At 49.8% G+C, this 15,837-nt stretch carries 11 protein-coding genes and 1 tRNA gene; 6 read left to right on the top strand and 6 right to left on the bottom strand.

What is annotated here, in order from left to right; translation table 11 throughout:
* Positions 1-77: 77 nt before the first annotated feature.
* The 3 genes from ACZ45B_RS02415 (at position 78) to cysK (ending at position 3,052) form a co-directional block, all read left to right on the top strand.
* Positions 78-1,547, top strand: a complete 1,470-nt coding sequence (locus tag ACZ45B_RS02415) for a glycosyltransferase family 2 protein (protein ID WP_096416426.1) — start codon at positions 78-80, stop codon at positions 1,545-1,547.
* A gap of 47 nt (positions 1,548-1,594) precedes the next feature.
* Positions 1,595-1,966, top strand: a complete 372-nt coding sequence (locus ACZ45B_RS02410) for a DUF2237 family protein (RefSeq protein WP_024544852.1) — start codon at positions 1,595-1,597, stop codon at positions 1,964-1,966.
* A 126-nt stretch (positions 1,967-2,092) separates the two neighbouring features.
* Entirely contained in the window at positions 2,093-3,052 is a 960-nt protein-coding gene (gene cysK / locus ACZ45B_RS02405; RefSeq protein WP_024544851.1) for a cysteine synthase A, read from the top strand.
* Positions 3,053-3,256: 204 nt separating this feature from the next.
* Here the strand turns inward: cysK and ACZ45B_RS02400 are convergent, their stop codons facing one another.
* Complete coding sequence (locus tag ACZ45B_RS02400; RefSeq protein WP_024544850.1) at positions 3,257-5,431, bottom strand: glutamine synthetase III family protein; 2,175 nt, start codon at positions 5,429-5,431, stop codon at positions 3,257-3,259.
* A gap of 97 nt (positions 5,432-5,528) precedes the next feature.
* The gene (locus ACZ45B_RS02395) at positions 5,529-8,351 is read right to left on the bottom strand and encodes a cation-translocating P-type ATPase (RefSeq protein ID WP_024544849.1); all 2,823 of its coding nucleotides are present in this window, start codon (positions 8,349-8,351) and stop codon (positions 5,529-5,531) included.
* 372 nt (positions 8,352-8,723) lie between these two features.
* On the opposite strand from ACZ45B_RS02395, the gene ACZ45B_RS02390 reads away from it, so the two are divergent.
* Both ACZ45B_RS02390 and ACZ45B_RS02385 read left to right on the top strand, forming a co-directional pair.
* Positions 8,724-9,182, top strand: coding sequence for a pentapeptide repeat-containing protein (locus tag ACZ45B_RS02390; RefSeq protein WP_024544848.1), 459 nt, complete (start codon positions 8,724-8,726; stop codon positions 9,180-9,182).
* Between the two features lie 40 nt (positions 9,183-9,222).
* Entirely contained in the window at positions 9,223-10,947 is a 1,725-nt protein-coding gene (locus ACZ45B_RS02385) for a glycosyltransferase family 39 protein (protein ID WP_158505972.1), read from the top strand.
* A 109-nt stretch (positions 10,948-11,056) separates the two neighbouring features.
* Here ACZ45B_RS02385 and ACZ45B_RS02380 read toward each other — a convergent pair whose 3' ends face one another.
* From ACZ45B_RS02380 to ACZ45B_RS02365, 4 genes are all read right to left on the bottom strand, one after another.
* Complete coding sequence (locus ACZ45B_RS02380; protein ID WP_024544846.1) at positions 11,057-11,656, bottom strand: superoxide dismutase; 600 nt, start codon at positions 11,654-11,656, stop codon at positions 11,057-11,059.
* Between the two features lie 291 nt (positions 11,657-11,947).
* Positions 11,948-12,020: transfer RNA gene (locus ACZ45B_RS02375), tRNA-Ala, on the bottom strand.
* Between the two features lie 72 nt (positions 12,021-12,092).
* Entirely contained in the window at positions 12,093-13,016 is a 924-nt protein-coding gene (locus ACZ45B_RS02370; RefSeq protein ID WP_024544845.1) for an ABC transporter ATP-binding protein, read from the bottom strand.
* A gap of 35 nt (positions 13,017-13,051) precedes the next feature.
* On the bottom strand, positions 13,052-14,569 hold the full coding sequence (locus ACZ45B_RS02365; protein ID WP_024544844.1) for a SagB/ThcOx family dehydrogenase: 1,518 nt from the start codon (positions 14,567-14,569) through the stop codon (positions 13,052-13,054).
* Positions 14,570-14,705: 136 nt separating this feature from the next.
* Between ACZ45B_RS02365 and ACZ45B_RS02360 the strand changes: the two genes are divergently transcribed.
* Entirely contained in the window at positions 14,706-15,788 is a 1,083-nt protein-coding gene (locus tag ACZ45B_RS02360) for a hypothetical protein (RefSeq protein ID WP_024544843.1), read from the top strand.
* Positions 15,789-15,837: the final 49 nt, after the last annotated feature.

The raw sequence follows: 15,837 nt of genomic DNA, 5'->3' as shown, positions 1-15,837 counted from the left end.
CGATCATCCATCACAAATTTCGTTTTCATCTCCAAGTCCAATCTCCCTCAGCCCCTGAGCAAATTCACCCACAATCTATGGAAATATCTCAATTTCCGAAGCGTCGATTGATCTCGATCTTCTCGCTACCGATGGGTTTTAGTCTCTTTTTTTGGCTACTAATCCCCATCGGCTTTTACCACTTTCTCTGGGAGCAGGGGTGGTCGTTAACTTGGTTGTACGCTTTTATTGCGAGTCTGTATTTGGTGGCGGCATTAGTCCTCACCCTAGAAGCAGTCTGCATGATCCTCTGGTGGCGTTTTCCACGCCTACGCCCTGAACGGGGCTTGCTCCAAGCTCTACTAAGCAAAAAAAAAAGCATTAGACCTCGGGGGAGCATGGCCGGGCAAATGCTGCTTGACGGACCTACACCAAAGTGCAGTGTGATCGTTGTGGCCTATCTGCCCAATGAACAAGAGATTATTCTTGAGACCCTCACACAAATTTTGCAGCGGTTGATCCGCCCAGAGGGAGGATTAGAGCTAATTTTGGCCTATAACACGCCCCATTTTCTCCCAGTAGAAGCAGAACTGTGGGATCTCGCGGCCCAATACCCAGAACTTCGTCTGCTCCACGTCCAGGGGAGTCACTCCAAGGCCGAAAACTTAAATGCAGCCCTTGCCGTGGTCACAGGGGAGATGACCTGTATTTTTGATGCCGACCATTGGCCAACAGGGGATGCCTTAGCCAGGGCTTGGGCTTGGCTCCGCGGCGGTAATTATGATGTGGTTCAAGGTCGCAATATTATCCGGAATCACCGCAAAAATTGGCTGACCCGCTGGATCGCCGTTGAGTTTGATTGTCTCTATGGGGTGAGCCATCCGGCGCGATCGCTATTGGTAGATACGGCCTTATTTGGTGGGTCCAATGGCTATTGGCGGACAGGGGTTTTACAGGGGCTAGAATTTTGCGATCGCATGCTCACCGAAGATATTGATGCGACTCTCCGTGGCCTCAGCCATGGCGTCCGCATTGTCCATGACCCAGAAATTATTTCCTACGAATTAGCTCCAGTTGACTTGAAGGCTTTTTGGTCACAGCGGCAACGTTGGACCCAAGGTTGGCTAGAGGTAGCCTTGAAATATCAATTTAAGCTGTTATTTTGGCAAGGCTTAGACCTTGGGCAAAAAGCCTGTTGGGTGATTATGTTGCTCTATTCCAGCTTTTTCCATGCGATCGCCATTCAAATTTTTGCCTTAACAGTTCACCATTGGATCTGGCCGAGGGATGTACCACAGTGGTTTTTGATCTACAATTTTGCGGTGATGGGTCTATCTTTGCTCTGTAATCATTTGCAAGCAACAATCGCCAATGGCCGTTCCATCTGGCACCGGGAAGGATGGTTTTATACCCTAATTTCACCTTTCTTTTTTGTGGTGAAGATCTTGATCGTCATTGTCGCCCTCGACAGCACCTATCGGGGTCAACGTCGCTGGGTGGTGACCCCTCGCCATGCCCTTAAAGCCAAAGCCAAGCCCCCCACCGCCAGCCTATCTAAATCTCGCTAATTCCCCCGAGTTTAGAGCCCCCTTCGTTTCTAGAGGAGCCCACGACCATGACCGAGGCAAAAAATGTTTTAGGCACAACCCTCCAGCCCTGTAGTACAGACCCGATGACGGGTTTTTATCGAGATGGCTGTTGCACCACCGGGGCCAATGATTTTGGTCGCCATGTGGTCTGTGCCCAGATGACGGCTGCTTTTTTAGATTTCACCAAAAATCAGGGAAACGATTTGAGTACACCGATGCCCCAGTACAATTTTCCGGGCCTCAAACCGGGCGATCGCTGGTGTCTCTGTGCTGCCCGTTGGCAAGAAGCCTTCGAAATCGGGGTCGCGCCCCCTGTGATCCTTGAAGCAACCCATGCCAAAGCCCTGGAGATAGTCCGCCGCGAAGATCTCCAGCGCCACAGCCTCGATCCGGCCTAGAATTTGTCCCTGGCGATCGCCAATTTACCCGAAACAATTCGGTACACATATTTTCAGGGAATCGGCCTTTATAATAGGCTATCGGTTCCTATTTTTTCTGCCCCGATCCAGCCCCCCTCCTCCACTATGAAAATTGCCAATAACATTACCGAATTAGTAGGCAAAACCCCCCTTGTGCAGTTGAATCGCATTCCTGATCAGGAAAATTGCGTCGCTCAGGTGGTGATCAAACTAGAGGGGATGAACCCAGCCGCCTCAGTTAAAGACCGGATCGGGGTCAACATGATCGAAGCAGCAGAAGCCGCTGGAGAAATTACCCCAGGCAAAACAATTCTTGTAGAACCCACCTCGGGCAACACTGGCATTGCCCTTGCCATGGCAGCGGCAGCGAAGGGTTATAAACTCATTTTGACCATGCCAGAAACAATGAGTGTTGAGCGTCGAGCGATGCTTTTGGCCTATGGAGCACAGCTCGAGCTGACCTCTGGGGAAGCCGGGATGAGCGCCTGCATTACCAGAGCCCAAGAGATCGTCGATACCCTGCCCGACGCCTACATGTTGCAGCAGTTTAATAATCTGGCTAATCCCGATGCCCACCGTAAAACCACAGCCCTCGAAATTTGGGAAGATACCGCCGGTAAGGTGGACATCATTGTTGCGGGAGTTGGTACCGGTGGCACGATTACAGGTATTGCTGAGGTTTTGAAAAAATATAAGCCCGAATGCCAGGCGATCGCCGTAGAACCAGCCAATAGCCCCGTTCTATCCGGCGGAAAACCCGGCCCCCACAAAATCCAAGGCATTGGTGCCGGATTTGTGCCGAGTGTCTTGAACCAAGAGATTATCGACGAAGTCGTGACTGTGACCGACGAAGCCGCGATTAACTTTGGGCGGCGTCTAGCCCGGGAAGAGGGCATTTTATCAGGCATTTCTACGGGGGCGGCCCTCTGCGCGGCCATTAAAGTCGCCCAACGTCCCGAAAATAGCGGCAAGCTGATTGTGGTGATTCAACCGAGCTATGGTGAACGCTATCTCAGCACCCCCCTCTACCAAGACTTACCCGCAAACGTTATCCATACGACCTAACCAAAGGTGGCTCTGGGAAGCAATAACTCTCCTATCGGTCAGTGTGGGCTATTTTTTCAGGTCTGATTTGCGCCATTCCTGTGGCCAGAGGGAGAAAATTTTTCACTGCTCTGGGGGGATTTGACTTGCGGACAATAAGAAAAAACCCCTCAATCTGGAGGGGTTAAACAAAACGACTTAATGTTCCAGCAAAAAAACGATTATCTATTTGATAAACAGCATTTCTTGGTAGGTGGGTAAGGGCCAGAAGCTATCGGGTAGCTCGCTTTCCAATTGGTCTGCATAGCTCCGGACATCATTCATCAGAGGACAAATGGTATTGGCACAATAATGCATATGCTCTTCTGTGGAAGCAAAATCATCTTTGGCAAAAGCGGCGCTGAGATTTTCGGTGGCGACCATCAAGGCATTGGTGAGATTTGCAACGGTTTCTGCATTCTTCTTATCCAGAGAAATGCCGAGGCCGACCAGGGCGGAAATCGTCCCCGAGAGTTTGGAGAGATATTCCACCGCAGCGGGGTAAACCATGGTCTTCGCCATGTTCATGACGAGCTTGGCTTCGACTTCGATGGAGTTGATGTACTGCTCGGCATAGACCTCGAAGCGGCTTTCGAGTTCGACGGGGGTCAGCACTTGCAGTTTTTCAAAGAGGGCTTCGACTTCCGGCTCTTTTAGCACAGGCAAGGCATCAGCGGTCGTCGGCAAATTGCGCAGACCCCGCTCTTCAACGGCTTCTCTATGCCACTCTTCAGAATAGCCATTACCACCAAAAATAACGGCGCTATGGTCATTCATGATTTCCTTGAGGACGGTGAGGATCGCTTCGCTTACCTCTAGGCCTTTGGCCAATTCGCTCTCGAGGCGATCGCCGATCCACTCTAGAGAATCAGCGAGGATGGTATTTAGTGCCACTAGGGGCCCAGATACAGACTGGCTCGAACCCACAGCCCGGAACTCAAAGCGGTTTCCGGTAAAAGCAAAGGGAGAAGTACGGTTGCGATCGCCGGCATCTTTTGTGAGCTCTGGCAATACCGCTACACCGAGATCCATCACACCCCGCTTTTTCGACTCAGATACAGAGCCATTTTTGATTTGTTCAAAAACTTCCTCCAACTGGGAGCCGAGGTAAACCGACATAATCGCTGGGGGAGCTTCGTTGGCCCCAAGGCGGTGGTCATTGCTGGCATTGGCGATCACTGCCCGCATTAGAGGCCCAAACTTATGGACACCCCGAATGACCGCACCACAGAAGACGAGGAACTGGGCATTATCATGGGGAGAATCCCCAGGATCAAGGAGGTTGCCTTGGGTTGCATTGCCCACAGACCAGTTCACGTGCTTACCAGAACCATTGATGCCAGCAAAAGGTTTTTCGTGAAGCAGACACATAAAACCATGCTTTTTCGCTGTGGTTTTGAGGGTCGTCATGATCATCTGTTGGTGGTCACTGGCGACGTTGGCAGCTTCAAATACAGGGGCAATTTCAAACTGACCGGGAGCAACCTCGTTGTGGCGCGTTTTAGCGGGGATGCCGAGCTTGTAGAGTTGAGCTTCCACATCCTGCATAAAGATCTGCACCCGTTCTGGAATCGCGCCAAAGTAGTGGTCATCAAACTCTTGACCCTTAGCTGGCGATTTTCCAAAGAGGGTACGACCCGCCAAAAGGAGGTCAGGGCGTTGGTGAGCAAAATTAGAGTCAACGAGGAAATATTCTTGTTCAGCACCACAGCTAGAATTCACCCGGGCGATCTCTGTATGACCCAGCAGACGTAAAACTTTTTGGGCCGCCTTGTTCATCGCGTCAATGGAACGAAGCAAGGGCACTTTCTTATCAAGGGCTTCCCCAGTCCAAGAAACGAAAACAGTGGGAATGCAGAGGGTGGAACCGTTTTCGGTTTCCATGATGTATGCCGGGCTGGTCACATCCCAAGCGGTATAACCCCGGGCCTCAAAGGTGTCACGGATGCCACCGTTGGGGAAGGAGGAACCATCAGGCTCCCCTTGGACCAGCACTTTACCGGAAAATTCAGAAATGACCTTGCCATCGCCTTGAACGGAAACGAAGCCGTCATGTTTTTCCGCAGTCAAGTTGGTCATCGGGTAGAAGACGTGGGCATAGTAGAGGGCCCCTTTTGCCATTGCCCAATCACGCATCGCGGTTGCTACGGCATCAGCAATGGAAGGATCAAGTTTTTCACCAGAAGTAATGGTGTTTTTGATGGACTTAAAAACGGACTTGGGCAGGCTGGCCTGCATTTTGCTCAGGTCAAAGACATTGGTCGCCCATACTTCGTCGAGTTTAATGGGCGGTGCACACTTGATCGGCGTACGATTCGTGATTTGTTGAATCGCTTGGACACGGGCGGCGTTTCCAGTCATAGGTTTTTTCTGTAGGTCTAACCGCACTATAGTACCCAAGGCTAATCCTAAAAACAGATAAGATCTATACAGAAATCGGATTCACTTTTGTTGTTTTTCATCTACTTTTTGAGGGATTTTTTCGGGTCCAGTGCCAATGAATGATGAGTTTTTCTAGCTCCACCCACCCGAACAGTAGACAACTCACGCCAAGACAAAGGAGAAGTTGGGAACTGGATAGGCGTTGGGTATCGAAGAAAAGCCGTAGGGGCTCTACATAGATCAGCATCAGTTGCAAAATGCTCGTGGCAACCACAGCAATGATTAAGTAGGGATTTCGGAAAGGATTACTGGTAAAGGTAAATTGGGTACGAGAACGCACGGCGATCGCATGGCCCATCTGAGACAGACAGAGGGTAGTAAAGACCATGGTTTTCCAGGTCTCAGGATAAGCCTCCGCGCTGTAGGCCATGAGAGCAATGGTAATCACAGAAAAAATCAGGCCAATACGGATAATATACGCACCTAAACCCCGGGCAAATATACTTTCTTGGGGATTAAAGGGGCGGTGCTGCATGACGTTGGGTTCGGCGGGCTCCAGGGCAAGGGCGAGGGCCGGGATCCCGTCGGTAACCAGATTCATCCAGAGGATTTGTAGCGGAATCAGGGGCACAGATAAACCCAGTAGGGGGGAAGCGGCAATGGTGATCACCTCGCCAATATTGCTGCCGAGGATGTATTGGATAAAGTGGCGGATATTTGTGTATACAACCCGGCCTTCCTCGGTAGCGGCGACGATGGTGGCGAAATTATCGTCGAGGAGCACCATATCACTGGCTTCTTTGCTCACATCTGTACCCGTAATGCCCATGGCAATGCCAATGTCTGCTTGCTTGAGGGCCGGGGCATCGTTCACGCCATCACCGGTCATGGCGACAAATCTGCCGCGATGTTGGAGGGCTTGGACAATGCGCAGTTTATGCTCTGGAGCAACCCGTGCGTAGATATCGACTTCTTCCACGATCGCCTCAAGTTCTGGCTGGGATAATTTGCTAATTTCGATCCCTGTGAGGGCCTGGGCCTTTTGGTCACTAATGCCAAGTTTTTGGGCGATCGCCTTAGCGGTGAGCTGGTGATCGCCGGTGATCATCACAGGGCGAATCCCTGCGGCTCGACATTTAGCCACCGCTTCTTTGACCTCCGGGCGGGGTGCATCGAGCATCCCCACCAAACCGAGCCAGACCATTTCCTGTTCGGCGATCGCCTCTGCTTGAGCTTCAGGAATTTCAGATAGATAACGTTGACTAAATCCCAAAACCCGCAAACCCGCCTGGGCCATCTCGTTGTTGCGCTGTAAGATTGCGGCTCGATCGCGGGCCTCCAGAGGGAAAATTCCCGTGGCTGTTTGATAGCTTTGGCAGCGTTCTAAGACCAATTCTGGTGACCCCTTACAACAGAGTAGGTAGGGTTTATCCTCTACGGCCTGCTCCCCTGGGGGCATCTCACAGATCACGCTCATGCGTTTCCGTTCCGAAGAAAAGGGAAATTCTCCTAAGCGGGGCCATGTCGCTTGGAGCGTTTCCGCAAAAAAGCCCCCTTTCCCCGCCAAGCTGAGCAAAGCTCCCTCAGTAGGATCACCAATAATTACAAACTCCTGGGCTTCCTGTCTTAACACCGCATCATTACAGAGGACGCAGGCCCGCAATAATATTTGTAATTCTGGGTGTTGCGCTAAATCTAGGGCCGTATCCTGAAGCAAAAAATTCCCCATCGGGGCATAGCCCTCCCCAGTCACCGTCAAGGAGTTAGCTGGGGTTTCCAGACGCTGCACCACCATTTTGTTTTGGGTGAGAGTTCCTGTTTTATCAGAACAGATGGTATCGACGGAACCGAGGGTTTCCACAGCGGGTAACTTCCGGATGAGGGCATTGCGTTTCACCATCCGTTGGGTACCGATGGCCAGGGTGACGGTAATCACGGCGGGGAGGCCTTCGGGAACCACGGCCACGGCCATACTCAAAGAAACTTCAATGAGATTTTTGAGGTTGCTAAAATTCCCTGCCTGGAGAGTTCCCAAAAGGATCACCAAGAAAACCAACACGAGGGAGCTGGTCACAAGAATTTTACCCAGGTGGGTCATCCGCTTTTGGAGGGGGGTTTGGCTGGTTTCGACCGCTGCGAGCATTTGGGCAATTTTGCCGAGTTCTGTGGCCATGCCCGTGGCAATGACGAGAATTTTGCCGCGGCCCTGGAGCACTTCGGTGCCGGAAAAAACCATATTTTGGCGATCGCCCAGGGGCGTTTCCAAGGGCAGACCCTCTGGCCGATATTGTTTCGTGACAGGATTCGCTTCCCCAGTTAAAGCAGATTCACGGATCTGGAGATTGGCAGCTTCGAGGACGAGACCATCGGCGCTAAGCTGGGAGCCCGCTTCGATAAACATCACATCACCGGGCACAAGGTCTGCTCCTTTAATTTCTAAAATTTGCCCACCCCGGCAAACCCGCACCTGGGGAGAAGACATTTTTTTAAGGGCAGCCAGGGCTTTCTCCGCACGACTTTCTTGAAAAAAGCCCAGTAACCCATTCAAAATCACAATGGCGAGGATGGCGATCGTATCTTTGAACGGAATCGTCCCCTCTGGCAGAGCCTGGGCACGGAGTTCCGCGAAATCAATGAGGCCAGAAATCAGGGCGACCACAATCAACATGATCAGCATGATATTCTTAAACTGATCGAGGAAAATTTCCCAGGTATTTCGGCCCTGTCCCCCTTGGATTTCATTGGGGCCATAGAATTGCTGTCTCTCCGCAACTTCGAGTGGGTCTAGACCTTGTTTTTCGTCGCCGCGAAAGGTTTGGAGAACAGAGGCGATCGCTTGATGATACCAAGGGATTGTGACATCGGGGAAAGACGTTGTACTGGGAAGATTGCTCACCATCAAAAGCTCAAAACATATTGATTAAATCTTATCTGTAATCATAAAGGTTATGGTCGACAACCGAACTAGAATTGGCGGAATTCATAAATTTTTGTTATTCTATAGATACAAGTCTGTTTTCAATTAAAGAGAAAATAAAATACAACAACTTTAGGACAGGTTAATCTTGTCAAAAAGCTGTTAAAAAATAAAAACTAAAGAACGAAAAATCTCGATTATCAAAACGCTTCAATTCATTTTTTTGGAGAATAACTGATAAAAGCGCGACCTCCAATGATACGAAGAAGCCCCTGTCCAAACCTCAGTTTTTTTGGAATTGCGCTATCGAAAGCTGACTTGGTTCCACTCAAAATTGGCAGGAGGAAAACAAAGATGAAACGCTTATTCTTGACCCTCGCAATCTTTACGACGATTTTGGCGATCGCCCCCCCAGCCCGAGGTGAAAACCCAGACCATGTCAAACGTCTCTTAGAAACAGGGGCTTGCCAAGGCTGTAACCTCATTGGCGCCGATCTCCAGGAAACCCACTTGATTGGAGCTGATCTCCGGGATGCAAATCTCAGCTATGCCAACTTCAACGATGCCAACCTAGAGGGGGCCGACCTGACAGGCGCAAATCTCTCGGGCGCTGATTTCACCAATGCCTTTTTAACCAATGCCGTCCTGGACTATGCTCGCATGAATCATGTGAATTTCACTGCGGCCCGGATGTACGATACCCATGTGTTTGGGGCATCCATGGAAGATCTGACCCTCACCGATGCCGAACTATTTAACACAAATATCAGTGTTGGGGGCAGTTATGACGACTTTGAACTCTGGGAAGAATAATTTAAAATCATCCTTTCAGACTTAATCGTTGAAAGGTATTGTGACAAAGTCTATCCGGTTTTCGCGGCAAGATTATTCCCTACTGGGTATTTGGGTAGGGCTCGGGGCACTACTGCGTTTTTCTAATCTCACCTTTAAATCTGTGTGGAGTGATGAATGGGCAACCCTTGTTTTTAGCTTGGGTCACAGCTTCCGAGAAATTCCCCTAGATCAATTGCTGAGTTTGGGACAGCTGTTGGAACCGTTGCGCTACGAAGGAACAACAAACCTAGCAGATGTCAGCCAATTACTCCTCGCAGAGAGTAACCATCCGCCCCTCTATTATTGGCTGACGCACCTTTGGTTTAATCTCTGGAGCCAAGAGGGGGAGTTTATTAGCATTGCAGTTGGCCGATCGCCTGCAGCATTTTTTGGGGTGTTGCTCATTCCCCTTACCTTTGGGGTGAGTTATTGGGTCATCAAGGATAAATGGGTCGCCCACAGCGGGGCGATCGCCATGGCCCTTTCTCCCTACGCCGTTTACCTTTCCCAAGAGGCACGACACTACACCCTAGCGATGATCTGGATCACTCTGTCCTATGGTTGTCTCGCAAAAGTTATCCAGGCACAACAGCAGTCTCGCCAAGCACCTCTATGGGTTTATGGCTGTTGGTTCATCGTCAATAGTTTAGGCATTGCCAGCCATTATTTTATGGTGATTACTCTCTTTGCAGAGGGGCTGATTTTATGCTTTTTTTATGGCCATGAAGTTATACAAAAATGGTGCGAAAAAGCATCCCTGAAATCTTTTTTTTTACCCCATTGGCAACGAACTTTGGTTTGGGCGATCGCCTCTATTTTGCTAACGATGTTTCTTTTGAACCATTGGCAAAGTAGTAACAATGTGGAGCTCACTACCTGGCTGAATCGAGACTATGGCTGGGGCGTGAAAAATTTTGTCCCACCACTGCGCTCCATTGCTTACACCCTAGGGATGATTTTCATCTTACCTGTTGAAGTAGAGCAAACTTGGTTAGTTGTCGTTTCAGTGATTGTGATCTTGGGCATTTTAATTTTCTTGGTTCCCCAAATCATCATTGCACTGAAGCAAAATTGGGCTCAACTAGAAGTCAAGATTTTTACATATATTATCTTGGCTAATTTACTCACTATTTTAGGGATTATTTATATTTCAAAGCGAGATATTTCCCTAGCACCTCGTTATTATTTTATTTATTTTCCTGCCCTGATGATTTTACTGGGTATTCTATTTAAATATCTGTGGCAAAAGGTTCCCGACCCTAGAAAAATTTGGTTTTTACGTCAACGTCCCAGTACTTTGATGATAATTTTTCTAATGGCCCTTAGTAGCTGGTTTGTAAATGTCGATTTAGCCTATCACAAACCCCAAAATAATCAGGCGATCGCCCAAATTCTTCAGGAAAACTTAAACTGGAACTATCCTCAAATTTTTGTCACCCATTACTTCGAATTAGGTGTTGTCCGCACTCAAATGGGCCTGGCCTGGGCATTGCATCAACGCGATGCGAACCTAAGACCCCAATTCTTAATCCTCGACAATTTTTTTAAGCAAAACAGCGCGGATCAAGTGTTAGCAACAACCCTCACTGACCTCTCTGAACCCACCCAAGTGGTCATGCTTAACACTCACTTTGCCCCCCCCGAACCCCTTTGCACATTACAGCCAGAGGCAGATGATCAACAGGTGATTGGCTACAGTTACCGTCTTTATCTCTGTTTACCCCAAGGGGAGGCAGCGCCATAAATCAGAGGGCGATCGCCCTAAGGTCAATTCATTAAATTCGCCATCAAAAAAGAGGCCTAATCATTAAGCCTCTTTTTTAATTTATTTCAGATGATCTCAAAAAACTTAATTAAGCCGCTGCTAGGTTAGCCGCAACGAAATCCCAGTTCACCAAGCTCGTCAAGAAAGTGCTGATATAGTCAGGGCGACGATTCTGGTAGTCGAGATAGTAGGCATGTTCCCACACGTCCATGGTGAGGAGGGGCACTTGGCCTTCGGTGAGGGGGTTGCCAGCGTTGCCAGTCTTGGTAACTTTAAGTGTACCGTTGTCGAGGACGAGCCATGCCCAGCCGCTCCCGAATTGGGTGGCACCAGCAGCTTTAAACGCTTCAACAAATTTTTCAAAGCTACCGAAGTCAGCATTGATTTTATCAGCGAGGGCGCCAGTGGGCTGACCACCACCACCGGGCTTCATGCAGTTCCAGTAAAAGCTATGGTTCCAGGCTTGGGCTGCGTTGTTAAACAAGCCCGCTTTAGCGGGGTCATTGGCAATAGCTTTGATTACGTCTTCGATGCTCTGGTTATCGAGCTCAGTACCTGCCACCGCGTTGTTGAAGTTGTTCACGTAAGCAGCATGGTGCTTATCGTGGTGAAATTCTAGGGTTCCCTTAGAAATGTGGGGTTCGAGGGCGGTGTAATCGTAGGGTAATGCAGGAAGTTCGTATCCCATGGTGGTGTTTTCCTCGTTGGGGTTTTCAGAGTGTTTCAGAGGTTTCCTATCTCAGGAAGATTCTGAAGTGAGAGTTGTTCGTAGAACGTATTGATTGAGATCTTAGCATGAACATTTCCCACCCCAGGGTAGAGACATCCGCACTTCTTCTTCGGCGGAGGCGATCGCCAAAGCGGTCATCTTGACTCAAAATTCCCCAAAATCGCCCCCCTTGACCACACCAAAAAACTCCCCAGTTGCTTTAACCAGGAAGTTTTTTGGCTTTGAGTTTTTAATCAAACTGTCGTTGTATGGAGATAACCGGACTCGAACCGGTGACCCCTTGCATGCCATGCAAGTGCTCTACCAACTGAGCTATACCCCCTCAGGCACGGATAATATATTGCCTAACTATTCTAGGATTGTCAAGCTTTCAGAGAAAAAGTTTGGGCACTCTCTAAATGGTTTCGGCCTGGGTTTCTGTCAGGATGTGGCTTTGGGTAATTTCAATATAAATGTGTTCTAGTTGCACGACTTGCCGGGCAATGGAGTCGATGGGAATGCCTTGAAAAATATCTAAAATTTCCGTGAGCTCGAGGGATTGAGGCAACCAGAAGGCTAAATCTCCGCCGTAGTTGCGTTGGGTAAAGCCGGCGGCAGTCCCGAGGGCGATCGCCTTTTCGGGGTTGGGGGTTTTCAAGAGGACAATTTCCTGGGCAGGAATCCGGTGACGCAGTTCTGCGAGGGTCCCCTCGGCAATGATTTGGCCTCCCTTGAGGATGCCGATCCGCTGGCAGAGACGCTGGGCTTCGTCGAGGAGGTGGGTGGTAAGTAAAATTGTGATTCCTTCGTCCTGGAGCCGTTGGATTAGTTGCCAAATTTCGTAGCGGGTTTCGATATCCAGGCCCGTGGTGGGTTCATCTAAGATCAGTAACTTGGGCCGGTGCATCAAGGCGATCGCAATGTTCATCCGCCGCTGCATCCCGCCACTGAGGGTTTCGACGGGGGCGCTTAGGCGATCGCCTAAGCCCACGGCTTCTAAGCAATAGTGAATTCTTGTTTCACAATCTTTTTTCGTCAGGCCATAGATCCGGCCATAAAAACGCAGATTTTCAGCGCAGGAGAGGGTTTTATAAAGTAGATTTTCCTGGGGGGCGACGCCTAAAATTTTCTTGGTAGCTTCGGAAATTGGCTGTTTAGCCACTTGAATTGAACCACTATCGGCCTGGAGCAGATTACAGAGAATATTAATCGTCGTGGTTTTTCCCGCACCATTGGGCCCCAGGAGGCCATAAATTTCCCCCGGTTTAATGTGCAAATTTAAGCCCTGGAGCACAGCCCGCTGGCCGTAGGCTTTGGTGAGGTTCTCAATTTTTAGCATTGGCGATCGCTTTTTTTCCCAATCTCTAGCTCAGTTTAGCCCTGTTCTGGTACGCCGAGGGTGGTCAGGTACAAAACTGCTTCATCGGCGGGGATACCCAGCACTTCATTTACTTGATCATCGAAAAAGCCCGCAATCCCACTGACCCCTAATTCCAGTTGAATAGCCGCCAAATTTAACCGTTGTCCCAGTTGCCCCGCATCCATATGGAGGTATCGGTAGGCGCGATCGCCATAACGACTCACAGCGGTTTCGAGATCAGCGGTATGAAAGACCACGGCGGCAGCATCCCGGCCCAAATCCTGTCCGAGGCAGAGGTAATGCAGCTCTTCTCGGAAATTTTTAAAGCGGATTTGCCGCAATTCCTGGGCCTTGGGCGCGTAGTAATAACAGCCAGATTCTAGGCCCTCGACCCCAGAAACTGCCACAAAGGTTTCAATTAACCCCAGATCAAAATAATCGGGGTCCCCCAAAAGCCCTTGATCTTCGTAGGCTTCAGGGTGATAGGCAAAGTGGAGAATCAAGCGTAATTCTTCTAGGGTCAGTTCTTCGCCGGTGTAGGTGCGGGTGGAGCGGCGGGTGAGGATTGTGTCTTCGAGGTTTTCGAGATCTTCGCCCCAATCGAGGCGATCGCCTCCCAAGTACTCTGCATTAACGTCCTTTAAGGAAACCTTCAGACAAAAAGGGAAATTATATTTATCCTCCAGTAGATCTGGGGCTTGGGGAGGGAGAGCTGCCTTCGCTTGAATCGCTGAAGCTTGGTGCAAGGCGGCCAATAGTTGACCCTCGACAAGTTCGGGGTAATCTAGCGTCACCGGGGAGGGGAGGGCCGTTTTCCCTTGACTGGGGGCAGAAAAGAGCGTGTTTAAGGCCATTACACTGGTCACAGCCTCCGTTGCTTCATCTAAATAGAGCAACTGATTCATCAGGCGATCGCAAAACCCCCCAATCAAATGGGGCCGAAAACCATGGGGAGTAGCAGCTAGGTTAATATTGCCCAATAGATGCCCTGTATCGAGAAAAATACGGCGATAGGCCCGGTCTTCATAACGCCAGGCAGAACGTTGAAAAATTGCCGTTGTTACAAGGGCTAACTGGGTCTTTTCGAGGGCTGGATGACGAAAACAAGCCTCCTGGAGATCGACCCAGCAGTGGTTATCCCAAAAGCGCAACAGGGTATGGGTTTGGGGTTGATAGTGATAGAGACCTGCCGGGAGGAGTTCTGTTCCCCTAGAAATAAGGTAAAGTTCTGCCGGATAGAGTCCCCCCGCCGAAGGCGCTGTCCTTAGGTAGACAGCATCTCCCCCCATGGTCGGTATTTTCGCCGTTAGGCCATAGCTGAGGAGAAAAAAATAAGATAAATGCTCCCAGAGGGGTGCCTTTTGATCACTGTCGAGATAGGGTTTGAGGTCGTAGCTCGTGCCGATTTTGTAGCTTTTGAAAGGACTCGGCTGTTGGTTCCAATCGAGGGTTTTACCCCGTTGGGAAAGGGTTTCTGGGTCGTACTTAGTGCGTTGGTGATAATGGGCTGAGAGGGGGAGAGATCGACTCATTTTTTCCCGAAATCAAGAAATTTTTTCCATTATCCCCTCTGTTTTCCCCCTAATGGAAACTTTTTTGCGGCAATGGTTTCTTTAGATAGCATGGGAGGTAAGGCGATCGCCCCCGTAGATTTTTTGCTGAATAACCATGAAAGTCACAGCTTTACAGTCAATGTTCTTTTTAGGCTTACTCAGTGGTGCGAACATTCTCCTCCTGCCCCACAGCCCAAGCCAAGCCCAAACCATACTTGCCCAAGATGGCTTCACCCTTATCCTTGGGTTAAACCAGGCCAAAAATTTAGCCCGTCAAGCCGCTGAAGATGCCAATGGGGGTCTGATGAATTACCGGGCAGAACAGTCAATGCATGGCCCAGCCCTCGCTTCTCCCTATGTGGAAAATGATGACGGTAGCTATACCTTCACTTTCCGGGGGCGACGCCCAGAGTCCATGGACTTCACCTTCGAAAGCGTTGTCACCGTCTCTGTCGATGGCCTCGCAACCGTTGAATACAATGGCCCGATCCGTCCCGACAGTTTTGCTGGCATTGAGGCTCCAGTGGCCCGCTTCGAGCTAAATCAGGCCAAAAACATCGCTCGTCAAGTTGCAGAGCGAGCCAATGGGGGTCTGAGTAATTATCGGGCAGAACAATCCATGCATGGCATCGCTGAAGACTCTCCCTACGTTAGCAATGACGATGATAGCTATACGTTCACATTCCGGGGGCGTCGTCCAGAATCCCTCGACTTGAGTTTCGAAACAGAAGTACAAGTTTTCCCCGATGGTACGGCCGAGATCCTCTACAATGGCGCGATTCGTCCAGAGACGGAAGCCGTTGACACCACAGATCCAGATCCAACAATTGACCAAGAATCTAATGTTGACCAAGAATTATCGGTTGATATTGTTGCAGACTCGGAAACCCTCACTGCAGGAGGCACGACTACCGTAACAGTTACTGCAGAGAACAACACCAATCAAACGGTCAATTTTAGCCCCGGATCAGGTAGCTGCTGGTTGGATCTACAAATTCAGGATCAAAATTCGGGTCAATTTGTAGACGCGCCTGTCCGGATGTGTACGATGGACTATCGTGAACGTTCTCTTGAACCCAATGAACAACGAACAGAGAGTATTGTTTGGTCTGAAGTACCGGCGGGAACATATACAGTAGTAGGTGTTGCGGCAGACAGTGTGAGTGCACCGATTACTATCCAAGTATCTGATTTTTGACATCCTCTCCACCTAGTCGCTAGGTAATATGGACGGAGCACCGCGACGG

This window comes from Picosynechococcus sp. NKBG15041c (assembly GCF_055380235.1).
This window is presented reverse-complemented; position numbering and strand designations above follow the sequence as displayed.